Origin of the sequence: Frankia sp. CpI1-P, from assembly GCF_001421075.1 — a bacterium.
GTDB lineage: Bacteria > Actinomycetota > Actinomycetes > Frankiales > Frankiaceae > Frankia > Frankia torreyi.
The window spans coordinates 79,021-94,123 of sequence record NZ_LJJX01000006.1 but is presented as its reverse complement, the minus strand read 5'-3'; the positions used below and the strand labels follow the sequence as shown (position 1 = coordinate 94,123).

The 15,103-nt window shown below is 71.4% G+C and carries 7 protein-coding genes and 11 pseudogenes; 12 read left to right on the top strand and 6 right to left on the bottom strand.

The annotated features are described in order from the left end of the window. Positions 1-76: 76 nt before the first annotated feature. The 12 genes and pseudogenes from FF86_RS05995 to FF86_RS41445 all read left to right on the top strand — a co-directional run. On the top strand, positions 77-1,285 hold the full coding sequence (locus tag FF86_RS05995; RefSeq protein ID WP_044884166.1) for an ABC transporter ATP-binding protein: 1,209 nt from the start codon (positions 77-79) through the stop codon (positions 1,283-1,285). 79 nt (positions 1,286-1,364) lie between these two features. Continuing rightward, positions 1,365-2,224: pseudogene (locus tag FF86_RS41480) on the top strand (extracellular solute-binding protein); the annotation flags it as partial. A 1-nt stretch (position 2,225) separates the two neighbouring features. Then, a pseudogene (locus tag FF86_RS41475) lies at positions 2,226-2,440 on the top strand (ABC transporter substrate-binding protein); the annotation flags it as partial. Position 2,441: 1 nt separating this feature from the next. Then, positions 2,442-2,756: pseudogene (locus tag FF86_RS41470) on the top strand (ABC transporter substrate-binding protein); the annotation flags it as partial. A 35-nt stretch (positions 2,757-2,791) separates the two neighbouring features. Then, complete coding sequence (locus FF86_RS05985; protein WP_044884087.1) at positions 2,792-3,694, top strand: metallophosphoesterase; 903 nt, start codon at positions 2,792-2,794, stop codon at positions 3,692-3,694. 99 nt (positions 3,695-3,793) lie between these two features. Then, positions 3,794-4,231 (top strand): annotated as a pseudogene (locus FF86_RS41465) (carbohydrate ABC transporter permease); the annotation flags it as partial. Between the two features lies 1 nt (position 4,232). Beyond that, positions 4,233-4,360: pseudogene (locus FF86_RS41460) on the top strand (sugar ABC transporter permease); the annotation flags it as partial. Position 4,361: 1 nt separating this feature from the next. Then, positions 4,362-4,774 (top strand): carbohydrate ABC transporter permease (locus tag FF86_RS41455; protein WP_242418259.1); only part of this gene is annotated, 413 nt, incomplete at its 5' end. 100 nt (positions 4,775-4,874) lie between these two features. Further along, positions 4,875-5,696: a carbohydrate ABC transporter permease gene (locus tag FF86_RS05975; protein ID WP_044884088.1), complete on the top strand. Its 822-nt coding sequence runs from the start codon at positions 4,875-4,877 to the stop codon at positions 5,694-5,696. A gap of 53 nt (positions 5,697-5,749) precedes the next feature. Next, the gene (locus FF86_RS05970; protein ID WP_044884089.1) at positions 5,750-6,670 is read left to right on the top strand and encodes a GNAT family N-acetyltransferase; all 921 of its coding nucleotides are present in this window, start codon (positions 5,750-5,752) and stop codon (positions 6,668-6,670) included. A gap of 222 nt (positions 6,671-6,892) precedes the next feature. Next, a pseudogene (locus FF86_RS41450) lies at positions 6,893-7,156 on the top strand (nuclear transport factor 2 family protein); the annotation flags it as partial. Position 7,157: 1 nt separating this feature from the next. Beyond that, positions 7,158-7,318, top strand: a pseudogene (locus FF86_RS41445) (nuclear transport factor 2 family protein); the annotation flags it as partial. Positions 7,319-7,444: 126 nt separating this feature from the next. On the opposite strand, the pseudogene FF86_RS41440 reads toward FF86_RS41445, so the two are convergent. The 6 genes and pseudogenes from FF86_RS41440 to FF86_RS65400 all read right to left on the bottom strand — a co-directional run. Then, positions 7,445-7,641: pseudogene (locus tag FF86_RS41440) on the bottom strand (FAD-binding protein); the annotation flags it as partial. A gap of 1 nt (position 7,642) precedes the next feature. Next, a pseudogene (locus FF86_RS41435) lies at positions 7,643-8,346 on the bottom strand (FAD-binding protein); the annotation flags it as partial. 1 nt (position 8,347) lies between these two features. Further along, positions 8,348-9,070 (bottom strand): FAD-dependent oxidoreductase (locus tag FF86_RS41430; RefSeq protein ID WP_242418258.1); only part of this gene is annotated, 723 nt, incomplete at its 3' end. A gap of 430 nt (positions 9,071-9,500) precedes the next feature. Beyond that, positions 9,501-10,675, bottom strand: a pseudogene (locus FF86_RS05955) (ATP-dependent 6-phosphofructokinase); the annotation flags it as partial. Between the two features lies 1 nt (position 10,676). Continuing rightward, positions 10,677-10,838: pseudogene (locus FF86_RS41425) on the bottom strand (ATP-dependent 6-phosphofructokinase); the annotation flags it as partial. Positions 10,839-13,209: 2,371 nt separating this feature from the next. Then, on the bottom strand, positions 13,210-14,299 hold a 1,090-nt coding region (locus FF86_RS65400; RefSeq protein WP_396229790.1), incomplete at its 3' end, for a WD40 repeat domain-containing protein. Positions 14,300-15,103: the final 804 nt, after the last annotated feature.

Here is a 15,103-nt window from a genome sequence, read left to right as displayed (position 1 = left end):
CGGTATTCGACGCTGCCCAGGTAACAGGAAACCGGGAGCAGCCCCGCCCCCGGAACGGACGTTACCTGGAGTGCTGGTGGCAGAGATCCGGATCGAGGGCCTGACGAGGACCTTCGGCGATGTCCGCGCCGTCGACGACATCTCCCTCGAGGTGGCCGACGGCGACTTCCTCGTGCTGCTGGGCCCGAGCGGATGCGGGAAGACGACGCTGCTGCGGATGATCGCGGGCCTGCTGGAGCCGAGCGAGGGCCGCATCCTGCTCGGCGAACGCGACATCACCCACCTGCCGGCCCGCCAACGCGACCTCGCGATGGTGTTCCAGAGCTACGCGCTCTACCCGCACCTGTCCGTCGAACGCAACATCGGTTTCCCACTGCGGGCCGCCCGCGTGCCCCGGGCCGAGATCCGCCGCCGGGTCCGCGAGGTCGCCGGGCAGCTCGAACTCGACCACCTGCTCGCCCGCCGACCCCGCGAGCTGTCCGGTGGCCAGCGCCAGCGGGTCGCCCTCGGCCGGGCGCTGGTCCGCGACCCGCAGGCGTTCCTCATGGACGAGCCGCTGTCCAACCTCGACGCCAAGCTGCGCACCGCGACCCGTACCGAGCTCACCGCCCTGCATCGCCGGCTCGGACGCACCTTCGTCTACGTCACCCATGACCAGGTCGAGGCGATGTCGATGGCCACCCGCGTGGCGCTGCTCAGCGGCGGCCGGGTGGAGCAGGTCGGCACGCCGACGGAGGTGTACGACACCCCGGCGTCCGTGTTCGTCGCGGGCTTCCTCGGCGCGCCGCCGATGAACCTGCTGGCGGCCCGCATCGAGGCGGACGGCCCGATGCTGACGGTGCAGGCACCGGGGCTGCGCCTCCCCCTGTGGCCGGGCACGGCGCCGGACCGCGACGTGACCCTCGGCCTCCGGCCCGAGAGCCTGCGCCGGATCCCGGCCGGCGACGCCACCGCGCGAGACCACCCCGGTGTGGAGATCGAGGGTGTCGTCACCGCGATCGAGAACCTGGGCAGCGAGGAGGTGGCCTGGTGCGATGTGCACGGGCAGCCGGTGGCGCTACGCGGTCCGCGGCCGATCGGACTCGCGGTCGGTGACCGGACCCGGCTCGGCGTCGACCCGGCCCGCGTCCACCTGTTCGACCGGGCCAGCGGACGCCGCCTGACCTGGCAGCAGCCGGCCAGCCGGCCCGCGGTGCCGGTCGCCCTCGCCGCCGGGACGCCGGCTCCCCCCGATCCGACCACCGCGACTCCGACCACCGCGACTCCGACCACCGCCGGCGTCTGACCCGCCACACCCGCCACACCCGAGCCACCCGAGCCACCCGCCACACCCGAGCCAAGGCCCACTCNATCCCCCAGGGAGCATGCCCGTGGCCCGACCACGCCTGCTGCGCGCCGCGGCTGGCCTCGTGCTGATCGCCGCGCTGGCCTCCGCGTGTGCGACGTCCTCGTCCACGCCGTCCAGCGCGGCCGCCGGCGCCAGCGCCGGCTCGACCGCGACGATCCCCGAACTCGCCCCGGATCAGAAGGTCTCCATCGTCTTCGAGAGCTACAACCTCACCAGCACGGGCACCTGGAAGCCGGTCATCGAGGGACTGCTGCACGACTTCGAGGCCGCGCATCCCAACATCACCGTCAAGGGCCAGCCGCCGCAGGGCACCACGCCGAACGGCGACTACACCAGCAGCGTGAAGAACCAGGTACTGGCCGGTCACCCGCCGGACGTCGCCCAGGTCACGTTCGACGCGCTGCGGTTTGCCGCCGGCAGCCTCGGCGCCCAGCCGCTGGACACCCTGGTCGGACGGGACGCCGTGCAGGCCAACTTCGGCGGCACCCACCCGTTCGCCCCCACGGCTCGCCCCCTCGGCAACGTCGACGGCAAGACCTACGCGGTGCCCTACGTCTTCTCCACCCCGGTGCTCTGGCTGAACAGGACGCTGTTCACCCAGGCCGGGCTCGACCCGGCCAACCCGCCGAAGACCTGGGCCGACGTCCGGACCGCCGCCCTGGCCATCAAGGCCAGGACCGGCAAGGACGGCATCGTCGTCGACTGCCTGACGAAGGCCGCCGTCTGGTGCTTCCAGAGCCTGGTCCGATCCTCGGGAGGTCGGGTGATGTCCGCGGACGGCCGGACGCTGTCGTTCGGCGACGCGCCGGCCGTCTCGGCGGTGTCGACCGCGGCTGACCTGGCCCACAGCGGCGCCATGCCCAACCTGGACCAGCANCAGGCGTTCAAGGCGTTCAGCAGCGGACAGCTCGGGATGATCCTGGAGACCAGCGCCGTGCAGGGGCTGTTCATGGCCGGGGCCAAGGCGAACAACTGGGAGCTCGGCGCCTCGCAGGAGCCGTCGTTCGGGTCGAAGCCGGTTGTCCCCACCAACTCGGGCTCCGGCCTGGCCGTCTTCAGCAAGGACCCGGCCAAGCAGCGCGCCGCCTGGGANCTGATCAAGTTCCTCACCAGCGACCACGCCTACACCCAGATCTCCTCGAAGATCGGCTACCTGCCGCTGCGCACCGGGCTCATCGACGACCCGAACGGCCTGCAGGCGTGGGCGAAGGCGAACCCGCTCATCAAGCCCAACCTCGACCAGCTCACCCGGCTGCAGCCGTGGGAATCCTTCCCCGGCGACAACTACCTGCAGATCAGCGACACGATGATGTCCGCGGTCGAGGGCGCCGTCTTCGGCGACAAGGACCCCGCCGCCGCGATGGCCGCCGCGCAGAAGCAGGCCACCACCCTCCTGCCGCCCAAGTGACCCCGACGGACATGTCCGCCACGCCCGCGGAAGGGATGCCCGTGCTCCCCCAGCTCGCCCCGAACGCCCACACGCCCACCCACACCCTGATCCAGATCAGCGACACCCACATCGTCCGATCGGGCGAACGGCTGTACGACAAGGTCGACACCCATGCCGTGCTGTCGGCCGTCCTCGCTCAGCTCGAGGCATCCCCGCTGCAGATCGGCGTCCTGCTGCTCACCGGCGACCTGGCCGACAGCGGCGATCCGCTGGCCTACCGACGGCTGCGGGAGCTGGTGGAGCCGGTCGCCGCCCGGATGGGGGTGCCGGTCCTCTACGGGATGGGCAACCACGACGCGCGTGGGCCGTTCCGGGCAGGGCTCCTCGGCGTGGAGCCGACCACCGAGCCGCACGACTACACGCACTGGGTCGGCGACCTGCGGGTCATCGTTCTTGACAGCACCGAGCCGGGCCAGCACGGCGGTTTCCTCAGCACCGCCCAACTGGGCTGGCTCGCCGACGAGCTGGCCACGCCGGCTCCCGCCGGGACGGTGCTGGCCCTGCACCACCCGCCCGTGCCCTCCCCGATCGCCGCGGTCAACACGCTGCTGCTCACCGAACCGGAGAACCTCGCGGCCGTCCTCGCCGGCAGCGACGTGAAGATCGTGCTGACCGGGCATGCCCACCACGCGTCGGCGGGTGTGCTCGGCGGGATCCCGGTGTGGGTGGCGGGTGCCACCGCCTACCGGGCCCAGGTAATCGGGGCGGCAGACCGGATGACCGGGCTGGTGGGCGGCGAATACACCCGGGTCGACGTCTACCCGGCCGGCGCGGTGGCCACCACGGTGCCGATCGGCACCGCCGACGTGATCTATGACTTGAGCCTGGACGATCTCAGCCGCCACGCCGCCGAGTACACCGCCCACGCCGCCCAGGCCGCCCACGCCGCCCTCTGACGTCCCATCGAGCGTGCGGGAGCGCGCCACCCCCGAGCGTGGCCCGGTCGGACCCCGCACGGGGGTGGCGTCCGCCTGCCGGAGAGGAAGTTCCAGATCGTGTTCGTCGAAGTCGCGCCGTCCGGCGCCGCGAGGATCTCCGGCGGCGGTGGGGCCGCGGTGGCGGTCCCGGTCAGACGGGTCCAGGCCGCTCGCCCGCCGCTTGCCCAGCGGGCGCTGGGCGCCCTGCCGCCGTATCTCTACCTGCTGCCCGGCCTGGTCTGCCTGGTGCTGTGGACCTACAAACCGATCGTCGAGGCCGTCCAGCTCTCCTTCTACCACTGGAACCTGCTGCCCACCTCGCCGCGGACCTACGTCGGGTTCGAGAACTACCGGCGGGTGTTCACCCTCCCCCAGTTGCGCGGCGCCGCCGAGAACACGCTCTGGTACATGCTCGGCCTGATCCCCTTCTCGATCATCCTGCCCACCGCCATCGCGTTGGGAATCCGGAACCTGGGCGACCGTTCGCGGGCAACGTACCGTGCACTGATCTTCCTGNCGATGCTCATGGCGCCGGTCGCCACGGCCGCGGTGTGGCGCTGGCTGCTGGACCCCAAGGGAATCGTCAACCACGCTCTCGGTCTCGGTTCCTACAACTGGCTGCGCGAGGAGCGGACGGCGCTGCTCNCCATCCTCGGGATCTGTGCCTGGCAGATCCTCGGTTTCGCCACCCTCGTCATCTCCGCCGGCCTGACCGGCATCAGCGCCGACTACGCCGAGGCGGCCGAGATGGACGGCGCCTCCCGCTGGCAGGTGACCCGCTGGGTGACGCTGCCGCTACTGCGCTCGACGCTGCTGTTCATGCTGCTCATGACGGTGCTGCTGTCCGGTCAGTGGACGTTCCCGCTCCTCGACGTGCTCACCCAGGGCGGGCCGGCGGACTCCTCGACGAACGTCTACTACCTGCTCTGGGAGTACGGCTTCCGCAGCCTCGACTCCGGTCTCGCCTCGGCCGCCGGCATCGCGTTCTTCGCCGTCTTCGCCGTCGTCGCCGCGTTCCTGGTGAAACTCGCCGACCGTTACAGCTTCGCCGACAACTGACCGGTGCCGCGCCGCACCAACCGGCGCCCGTCCCTCCCCACCGACCCGCCGACACGCCGACCCGCCGACCCGCCGACACGCCGACACGAGGACACGACCGATGAGCAGCGTGCGGACATCCCGCCTGCGGGCCGCGACCAGCCATTCCATGCTCGCCCTGGTGAGCCTGATCAGCCTTTTCCCGGTGTACTGGATGTTCGCGAGCTCGTTCCGCCGCCGCGGCGACGTCTTCGACCAGTCGTTGCTGCCCTGGCCGCTGAGCCTCGGTAACTACCGGCAGGTCTTCGACAGCCTGGATGTCGTGGGCCTGCTCGGCAACACCCTTGTCATCGCCGTCGTCACCGCCGCCGGCCAGCTCGTCGTCTGCCTGCTCGCCGGGTACGCCTTCGCCGCCTGGGAGTTCCGCGGCCGGACGGTGCTGTTCATGGCGTTCGTGGCGATCTGGCTCATTCCGTTCCAGGTAACGATGATCTCCAACTATCTGGTGCTGTCGAACCTGGGCCTGCTGAACACCCTCGCGGGCGTCATCGTGCCGAACCTGTGCTCGGCGCTGGCCGTGCTCATGCTCCGCCAGCACATGCAGGCGTTTCCCCGCGAGCTGCTTGACGCGGCCCGCATCGACGGACGGGGGTCGTGGACGACGCTGTGGACTGTGGTCGTGCCGAACCTGCGCCCAGCGTTGGCCTCGCTGTCGATCCTGCTGTTCATCTCCGCCTGGAACGAGTACTTCTGGCCCGCGCTCGTGCTGCAGCGCGCGAACTCGGTGATCCAGCTCGGCATCCGCGGCTACCTCACCCAGGAGGGCGACGACTGGGGCGCGGTGATGGCCGCCTCCGGCCTGGCCTGCCTGCCGGTGTTCGCGCTGTACCTCACCATGCAGCGGCAGGTCATCGACGCCTTCGTCCGCTCCGGGCTGCGCTGACCACGCCCAAAAACCGGTGGTAGGCCCGGACGGACTACCGCCATGCTGGCACCATGTCAGAGACACCCCCCGACTGGACCATGCCGATACTCGCCGGCAGCCACGTGCGGCTGGAACCGATGGACACCGGCCACCTCGACGGTCTGGTCCGCGCCGCCACCGAGGACCGGCGGACCTACGGGTTCACGGATGTCCCGGCGACCCCGGAGGCGATGGCCCGGTACGTGGCGGCGGCCGTCGCGGAACGGGACCGCGGCCTGGCGGTCCCACTCGTGCTCCGGGAGCGGGGTGGTGACGCCGGTGGCTCCGGCCGGATCGTGGGCGCCACCCGCTTCCTCGACCTCGGCTTCTGGCGGCCGACGCCAGGCCCCGCCGGATCGGGCCCCGCCGACGCGGCAGGCCGCTCCACCACGTTCCACTGGTCGACGGCGTCGGACGCCGGGACGGCCGTCCACAGCTCGACGACCACGACCGCCACGGCGACCACGATCACGGTGGTGACGACGGCGGCAGGCGGGACGACCGTGGCCACGTCGAGCGCCGAGGGGACCCCGGCTGCCGGAGCCCCGGTCCAGCACCCCCCCACCCACGAGACCCTGGCTGCCAGCGCCCCGGCCCGCGAGGCTCCGACGGCGTCCGACCCGGCGGGCGCCCCACCGTCGGTGGCCGAGATCGGTTCGACGTGGCTGGCAGCGTCGGCCCAACGCACCGCCGTCAACACGGAAGCGAAGCTGCTGCTGCTCGGCCACGCCTTCGGCACCTGGGCGGCCCTGCGGGTCTGCCTGAAGACCGACGCGCGCAACGCCCGCTCCCGCGTGGCGATCGAACGTCTCGGCGCCCGCTTCGAGGGCGTCCGCCGCACCCACGTACTCGCCCTCGACGGCACCGCCCGCGACTCGGCCTACTACTCGATCGTCCGCGCCGAATGGCCCGGCGTGCGAGCCGGCCTCATCGCCCGCCTCACCCGCCCCTGACCGATCCCCCGCCCTTCTCCGCGGTGCGCCTCCAGGTCGGCGACGATCCGGTCCGCGTCGGCCTCGCCCAGCACCGCCTGACGTGCTCGTGCGGCTGCGGTGGTGCAAGGTGGAGAGGCCGCGCGAGCGGGGACGTTCAGGGTGAACTCGTCGAAGGGATGTGCAGGTGCGCAAGGCGTGGAGCAACGATGACACGACCGTGGGTCCGTCGACGGTGGCCGCATGACCGCCCAGGGATCCACGGGTCGCCTGCTGGCCAAGCTCGTGTCGTCGGTACCGGCCACCATCAGCCCGGCGGACGCCCGCGCGCGGATCGCCGCGTACTACGCCAGCTACGCGGCGGGTGACGTCGCGGGCCGCGAGGCGCTGTTCAGCGACGACTGCCTCGTGGAGGATCCGGCCGGCTATGTCGTCGCCCGTGGGGCCGAAGCCCTGCACCGGTTCTTCGTCGAGGGGATTCCGCCGGACTGGTCGGTCGCGTTCCGGNTCGACCGCGTCGCGGTGGTGGGCAACGAGGCGGTGGCCACGACGCTGTCGGTCATCGACGCGGGTGCCAGGGGCGGGCTCGAGAACGTCGTCACCACGCACTTCGTCTTCGACGACGCCGGTCTCATCCGCAGTCTGCGCACCTTCTTCGACGCCGACTCGNTGAACGACCCCGCGCCGAACGACCCCGCATCGAACGACTCTGCGCCGAACGACCCCCGGACGCACTGACCCCACGCGCGGCGAGGCCGGGCCCACGGTGCGGACCCGGCCTCGCCGTCGATCGGTTCAGGCCACGCCGACGGGCGCCCGGCTGTGGGCGACCTGCTCGCCGGCGACGTAGGCCATGGTCATGCCCGTCCACAGCGTGGTGCCGCCGCCGGGGTAGCCCCAGCCGAGCGGGCTCGCCGCGGCGTTGCCCGCCGCGTACAGGCCCTCGATGACCCCGCCGCGCGCGCGGCGCACCTGGCCGTTGACATCCGTGCNCAGGCCGCCGTTGGTGCCCAGCGTTCCCGGGTAGATGCGCACGGCATAGTACGGGGCGCGGTCGACGGGACGGATCTTGGATCCGGTCATCCCGCGCGGCCGGTCGAAGTGCGGGTCGACGCCGTCGGCCGCGTGCTTGTTGAACTCGGCGACGGTCTCGGTGAGGTGCTCCGGGTCGACGCCCAGCTTCTCGGCGAGTTCGGCGATGGTCTCGCCGGTCGCGACCCAGTCGGGGATGGGGTCGCCGGGCTTGAACGACAGGATCTGCTTGCGCGAGCGAACACCCTCGTCGAAGATCATCCACGCGATCTCGTTCGGGAAGTCGATCGTCGTCGCGTCGAACTCGCCGAAGGCGTGGGCGAAGTCGTGGTACGGCTGAGCCTCGTTGACGAACCGGTCGCCGTGGGAGTTGACGATGATGGTGCCGCCGGCCGCCCGGGCGTCGTCGAAGGTCGGCAGCGGGGCGCCGAGGGTGAGGTCGGTCGGGTCCAGCATCGCGCCGGAGCCCCAGAACGAGTGCATGTTGCCGAGCAGCGCCCCGGCCTCCATGCCCATGATCTGCCCGTCGCCGGTCGCGTGCTGGGGGCTGATCGGGTACAGCTCGAAGCCGATGAACGCGGACACGAGCTCGCGGTTCCACTCGAACCCGCCGCTGGCCAGCACGACGCCCCGCCTGGTCTCGATGGTGGAGGTCGTGCCGTCCGNGGCGGTCACCCGGATCCCGCGCACGACACCGTCCTCGCCGAGGAGCTGCTCGGCGCGGGTCTGCATGCGCACCTCGACGCCGCGGTCGAGCACCCCGCGCAGCAGGCCCGCGACGATCGCGCTGCCCTTCGTGCGGACGTCCTCGCGGTTGCGCCGCTCCAGCTCCTCCGGGGTGCGCTCGCGCTGCCCGATGTCCTCGGCGAGCATGTTGCGGGCCACCTGACCGCGCACGGCCACCTTGGTCTGGATGCGCGCGGCCCAGTCCGGCAGCAGCTCGCCGACGGGGAAGGGAAGCGGCTCACACGAGCGCCCGCCGTACTTCTTCCCCGGGATGTCGTAGGCGGCGTAGTAGTCCGGGTACTTCGCCATGGTCGTCATCTTCAGCGGGGTGTGCGTCTCGATGTACTCGAGCATCTCCGCGCCCCGGTCCACGCACAGCTCGAGCAGCTCGGGGTCGGCCACCCGGCCCGAGAGCCGCCGGATGTAGGCGAGCGCCTCCTCCCGGGTGTCGGAGATGCCGAACTCGGCCTGGTGGGAGTTCAGCGGCACCCACACGATCCCCGCCGAGACCGAGGTGCTGCCCCCGACGACGGCGGTCTTCTCCACCACCAGCACACGCGCCCCGGCGTCGGCGGCGCGGACCGCCGCGGTGAGCCCGGCGGCGCCGGTGCCCACCACGACGACATCGGTGGTCTCGTCCCAGGATGTGGGGGTCGTGTCCATCTGGCTCCTCGTCATCGCGGCTCTGCGTGGAGAGTCCTCGTGCGGCGGCGGCGCCGTCGCCGCCCCGGGGCACGCGGAACCTCGAGGACCGCAGCCTGGGGCCGGCCGGCGGGGTACGCCCCCGTCGGGAAGAGGAACAGAGCATCCCGAACATAACCGCGCTGTCAGAAGCGGGCAACCGGCGTCAACCCTGCCGCGTCCGGCCGGAGCCGGCGGCGTCGAGGACGCAGGTGATCGGCCGCGGCCGCGGCTCTCCGAACGTGGCTTCGCTGTCAGAAACAGGTGACCAGCCTGCCGGTCATCCCGACAGGTCGATCACCGGGTCGACCCCGGCCATGGACGGGAACCTTGCCCTTCCAGAGGGCTTCGTGTCCGATTCGTCCCGCTGGAAGGACAAGCCCTCCGGAAAGACAAGGAAAGGCGGTGGGGGCTACTCGAAGTGGGGGGGCTGGCCGGTGGCTTCGAGGACGGACATCCACAGGTCGCCGGCGGGGTCGACCTGGTTGCGCTGGCTGACGGCGAGGGCGATCGGGATGTGGATGAAGCGGCGGCGCCAGCGGCCGACGACCATCTCGGTGCGCCCGGACATCGCGGCGTGCACGGCGGCGTGGGCGAGCCGGATCGTGTAGACGTTGTCGTACGGGTTGGCCGGGACGCTGCGGATCGCGTAGCTGGGGTCGATGTACTTCAGGTTCAGCTCGACGCCCTCGTTGGCGAAGTGTTCGGTGATCCGGCGGGACAGCACCGGGCCGACGTCGTGCAGCTTGCGGTTGCCCGACGCGTCGGAGCCCTCCGGCTGGTCGGTGATGAGCTCCTGGCCGGCGCCCTCCGCGACGACGACGACCGCGTGCCCGCGCTCGACCACGCGGTGGCGCAGGTAGTTCAGCAGGCCGCCCTCGCCCTCCAGCTTGAACGGCAGCTCCGGGATGAGCACGACGTCGGCGTTGCTCTTCGCCAGGGTCGCGTAACAGGCGATGAAACCGGAATGCCGGCCCATCAGGCGGACCACGCCCATGCCACCCGGTGCGGACGTCGCCTCGGCATGCGCAACACGGATCGACTCGGCGGCCTTGCCGAAGGCGGTCTGGAAGCCAAAGCTCTGATCGATGTAGGGGATATCGTTATCGATCGTCTTCGGGATGCCGACGACGGCGATCTTCTCGCCGCGTTCGGTGGCCACCCGGGAAATCTCCTTGGCGCCCCGCAGCGTGCCGTCCCCGCCGATGACGAACAGAATGTTGATGTTCATCCGGGAGAGGCAGTCGACGATCTCGCCGGGGTCCTGCTGGCCGCGGGAGCTGCCGAGAATCGTCCCGCCGTCGTCGTCGATGTTCGCGACGCTCTCCGGGGTCAGGTCGACGACGTCGTGCCCGTAGCGGGCGATGAAGCCCTGGTACCCGTTGCGGAAGCCGAAGATCCGCCGGACCCGGTAGTGCGAGGTCAGCTCCAGCACCAGCCCGCGGATGACGTTGTTCAGCCCGGGGCACAGGCCGCCGCAGGTGACGATGCCGACCCGGGTCTTGGAGGGGTCGAAGTAGATCTTCCGACGCGGACCGGCCGGCTCGAACCCCGGTAGCTCCGCGAGATCGACCTGCCGGGCGGCGANCATCGACGTGGTGTCGTCGTAGAGGACCTTGTCCGCCTCGTCGATGTAATGCTGTGTCGTCGGCCGTTCCCCCAACAGGGGCATAAGAGGGGAATCTATCCGGCAGGCCCCCAGGGTCTTCACCGACAGATCGGCATTATCCACAAGCAGTGGCGCACCCACCGTTGCCCGGCCCTCACGTCTCGCTCGGCGTTTCGTCTCTTCGCGACTTCGCTCCATACATACCCCGGGCGGGCCGGCGACGGACGCCGCCGATCATCCCAGTTCTTCCAGACCGAGACTACCGGGCCAAACCAGCCGTCACGGGGGCATCGNCGGGCCAACCCGGCCACCAGCGGGCGGNAACATGTGCTTCACCGTCCGGAAACCGGCCGAAACGGCCCTTCGGACCCGCCCTGTACTTGTCCCCGGCGGACACCTCGGTGCCCGCCGGAGAACCGGCCGCCCGACCCGGCGCCGGCGGCCGTCCCCGCGCGGCCAAGGGCCGTCCGACCGGTCGGACCTGCGCGAACCCGGCCCCGGCCCCACGGGCGGATGGGAGCACGACTGCCCTGCTCACGGCGCCCGCCATGCGACCGGAGGCCAGCGTCACCAGCCTCCGCCGAGGGCAGCCCATGGCCGCCTAGCGCCCCGTCCGCGGACCGTCTTGTCCGCCGGCCGTCCTGTTCTCCGACCGCCCCGTCGGCGGACCTTCCTGTCCACCCCCGTTCCGTCCGTCCGATCGGGCCGTACCCGGAATACCGTGCCCGAAGACCATTCGCCGCAAAAGCTGCCTGATTCACGGTCCGCCAGGCGTCACCGAGGCATGTCAGGAACATGACGGCGACGACCGGTGGCGATCCGGCTGGCATCTGCCGGACACGGGCGTTCTGCCCGGGCAGCCACGGCCCCCGCTCGACCGAGCCACCCGGATCACACCCCGGGGTGTCGTCGCCTCACCACCCGTACGGGCGGCGTCGACACGCAGGCCACCGCCGGCCGGAGCCGGAGCCCGAGCCCGATTGTCAGGCGCGCGCCGCCCGCCGATCGGCCGATCCGCTGCGGGAACGGGCGACGATTCGCCGGGCACCAGGATGATTTCGGTCGAGAGCAGGACGATCCCGCTGGGCAACAGGACGTCGGGCCCCTCCTCGGGGGCCGGTCGGACCGGTGCGGCGGCGCCTTTCGGCGCCCCGGATGCGGTCCGCTCGCCCCTGCCCCGTCGCCGCCCGATCCGGGAAGCTCAAACCACGCTCACGCCGACCACGGGAGCGGACGGGGAGGTCACGGTGCACGTCATCGGGCACGGCCGGATCGGCGGGCAACGCCCACCGCGGTGGCCCACTCGGACGGTCGCCGCCGGCTTCACGCCGCCTGCTGGTCGGAACCAGGACGGGGGCGCGACAGGCTGACACCGGGCTCGGGATCGTCGCACCACCGGGGTCCGGCACGGACCCGCGGTCGAGGATGCGGCGTCACCCGACGCAGACGGCTGCGACCCGCGGAGGGATCGGGTCGGAGCCAACCAGGCACGGCGCGGCGGCCACCGACGCGATGGCGAGCGTGTCGGTGGGGACCGACCGCCGCGCCGTGCCCGGACCTCCGGCATCCCCCAGCCCCGTCCGAACCATGAGTCGGTCCCGACTGGAGACCCGCCGGACCACCCGCGACCGCGCGCACGCTCAGCCCGGGACGTCGAGCCGCCACAGGCGCAGGCCACCCCGCCCGAACGTCCACACGCTGCGCGACGTGGCCTCGCCGAGCCAGCCNCAGTCGTCGACCCGCCCCTCGATCCGCAATGCGGCGACGCGGGCCGCCGAGCGTAGATCGAACACGCGCAGCACGTTCGCCTCGTCCACGGACGCAAGCATCGATTGATCACCGCTGACCGAGAACGCCGTCACCCCACCCAAGTGACCGCTGAACGATGCCGTCCGCGTCCCGCCCGGTAGATCCCAGGCCGTGATCGATATCGGGCGTTCATCGCCGCGCCCGCGATGCTCGACGGTGAGCAACCCCGAGCCATCGGGCAGGTATGCCGCCTTCGCGATCGGGCCCAGATCGCCCGGGTTCGCCCTGGCCTTGAGCGTGCGCAGGTCGAGGCGGGTCACCATCCCGCCGTAATCTACGAGCACGATCTCGCCGGCTGCCTCGCTGACCATGACGTCGCCGACTCCCCGATCGACAGAACGCTCCACACCGAACTCCCGGCCGGCGGCTGCGGTCCACAGTGAGATCCGGCACCGTCCCTCCGCACCGCGAAGGGAGCTGGTGACAACGAGCGCGACGGGAACCGTCGACGGACCTGCGATCGGCGACGCCGCGATCCGCGTGGTAACGCCGTCGGTCTGGAACTCATCCAGCAGCCCGCCGGTGTGTGGATTCCAGATCTGGATCCCCTCATGGGTCCGGACAGCGAGCCATGTGCCGTCCGGAGCCGCGCCCCAATCAGATGAGGTAGCGACTCCAGCCTGAATTCGCGACAACAGCTCGCCGTCCCTCNCCGCCCGGACGATTACTTGGTCTCCGCCCGCCTGGAATTCGCGCGTCGTANAGGCGAACCAGCCGCCCGTCGGCGCAAGCAGGACAGCGCGCACCGCGGCGTCATGTGCCGCGACCATCGCGTCGGCATCGCCGCCTGACGACCAGGTGCGTACGGTCCCATCCCCGTGCCCGGACACCAGCCACCGGCCGCGTGGGTCGCCAGCCGTAGCGGTCGCGTCGTCCGCGTCGTTAGCAGAGGTCGGATCTGCCGCATCCCGCCGGACCTCCCAGATCCGCACGGTTGGGCCATAATCCCCGACGCTGGCGAGCCAGTGGCCGTCCGGCGCCACCAGCAGGCCCGTGATCCTGTCGCGGTGGCCCGTCAGCACGCCGCGCTGGTTCCAGTCCGCAGTGTCCCAGACACGGATCACCGCCCGGCGGCCCGAGATGGACGGCTCGGCGGCCTCGGCCACGGCGATCCACTCCCCACCGGGAGCGATCGCCATGGCGGCGACCCCGCCCACATGGCCTGACAGTCTGCGGTCGAGCGAACCGTCGACGATGTTCCACACGTACAGGCAGCCGGCCTTCTTCCGCCCCGTGTCCGGGACAGATTCACCCACGACTAGCGACCGGCCGTCCGGGAGAAAGGAGACAGTCGACACCGTGCCATCGTGGCCGGTGAAGCTTGCTCGGACCGACCGCGTCTCGACGTCCCACACGAACACAGCCCGCCCGGACGCCGTCGCGAGCAGCCGGCAGTCCGGCGAGATCGCCAGGAGCTGCCTCCTCGCCGGCGCAAACTCCGGCAAGATGTTCACGGACCGGGTGTCGATACCGGCCGGCAGAACTGCAAACACGATATCGTCGGCGACGTTCCACAGGCGGACCAGTCCGTCGTCGGAGCGCACCGCAAGCCAGGCCCCGTCTGGAACACCGGCCAGTTCGACCTGCCCGGAGCCCGGGAGACTGCGGTACAGCGCCCCAGTCCGGCTGTCGAAGATCCTCACAGCGACCGGGGACGGTTCAGGTCGCCCATCGGGGCCATCGTCCCGATGGGCGTGTCCCACCACCAACCAACGGCCGTCCGCGGTGAACCGTAGTCCGTTGACCCTGCCGGCGGCCCCGTCGATTGAATACCGGAGCGTGCCGGAGCTCATGTCCCAGACGCCGACCTGACCCGCACCATCCGCGATTGCCAGCAGGCCCCGCCAAGTGTCCTGCACTGACACCGCGGTCACCCCCTGGGGATGTCCGCGCACGCCGCCCTCGGGACGACCACTCGCAACGTCCCAGAACCGGACCTCCCCCGGTCGCACCCCCCAGACATCCGAGCTCTCTCCAACGAACAGCCGCTTCCCGTCGCGAGATACGGCGAGTGCGGAGACTGCGGCTTCCCCTGCGGACAGGACCCGCTTTAGCGCATTGTGGGGGCGGTCGAGTTCTGGCCAGACCGGCGTCAGCCGGGCCCCGTGGAGCGTCGCCGCGAAGACGGCCGCGAGGTCGCTCAAGCGCTCGTCCGAGGCCATCCGGGCAAGCAATGTCGGCGCGAGGATGTCCGGGACGGGGGTCGGGGTGAGCACGTCGAGCGAGCGTGCGACAACACCGGCGAGTAGGCCGAGCTCCGGATCGGCGGAGCGGGCCAGGTCTGCCTCCACGGCCACCGCGCCCGAGCGCGTGAACTGGGCGACGATCCACCGTAGGTCGTGTACCAGGGCCTCGGCCTCGTCGTCGGGCTGGGGAGCGACATCGGCCGGTGGCNCGGCCGCGCCACCGGGGCCGGGACCGATGGCCTGACGTAGGTGGGCGAGCAGATGGCGCCACAGGTAGGTCTCGGACTCCGTCAGCAGCCACCAGGCGGTGCGGCCGTCGACGGCGGGCAGGTCTCGGCGGTAGGCGTCGAGCAGGCGGCCGTGGGCTGCGGGCAGNGTGTCGCCCAGCGCGAGGCGCAGGTGCTCGCGGAT